This window comes from Pseudoduganella sp. GCM10020061 (genome assembly GCF_042683405.1).
Taxonomy (GTDB): Bacteria; Pseudomonadota; Gammaproteobacteria; order Burkholderiales; family Burkholderiaceae_D; genus Telluria.
Genome location: NZ_JBHUJS010000015.1, coordinates 1 through 888, shown reverse-complemented (window position 1 = coordinate 888; position 888 = coordinate 1). Strand labels below are relative to the sequence as shown.

Here is an 888-nt window from a genome sequence, read left to right as displayed (position 1 = left end):
CCGTACTCCCCAGGCGGTCTACTTCACGCGTTAGCTGCGTTACCAAGTCAATTAAGACCCGACAACTAGTAGACATCGTTTAGGGCGTGGACTACCAGGGTATCTAATCCTGTTTGCTCCCCACGCTTTCGTGCATGAGCGTCAATCTTGACCCAGGGGGCTGCCTTCGCCATCGGTGTTCCTCCACATCTCTACGCATTTCACTGCTACACGTGGAATTCTACCCCCCTCTGCCAGATTCTAGCCTTGCAGTCTCCAACGCAATTCCCAGGTTAAGCCCGGGGATTTCACGTCAGACTTACAAAACCGCCTGCGCACGCTTTACGCCCAGTAATTCCGATTAACGCTTGCACCCTACGTATTACCGCGGCTGCTGGCACGTAGTTAGCCGGTGCTTATTCTTCAGGTACCGTCATTAGCGCCGGATATTAGCCGGCGCCGTTTCTTCCCTGACAAAAGAGCTTTACAACCCGAAGGCCTTCTTCACTCACGCGGCATTGCTGGATCAGGCTTGCGCCCATTGTCCAAAATTCCCCACTGCTGCCTCCCGTAGGAGTCTGGACCGTGTCTCAGTTCCAGTGTGGCTGGTCGTCCTCTCAGACCAGCTACTGATCGTCGCCTTGGTGAGCCTTTACCTCACCAACTAGCTAATCAGATATCGGCCGCTCCAGGAGCACAAGGCCTTGCGGTCCCCTGCTTTCATCCTTGGATCGTATGCGGTATTAGCGTAACTTTCGCTACGTTATCCCCCACTCTTGGGTACGTTCCGATATATTACTCACCCGTTCGCCACTCGCCGCCAGGTTGCCCCGCGCTGCCGTTCGACTTGCATGTGTAAAGCATGCCGCCAGCGTTCAATCTGAGCCAGGATCAAACTCTTCAGTTTAA

Annotated in this window: 1 rRNA gene; it reads right to left on the bottom strand. The window is 54.4% G+C overall.

From position 1 onward, the window contains the following. Positions 1 to 886: ribosomal RNA gene (locus ACFSQR_RS17985) — 16S ribosomal RNA — on the bottom strand; the annotation flags it as partial. Positions 887 to 888 lie beyond the last annotated feature (2 nt).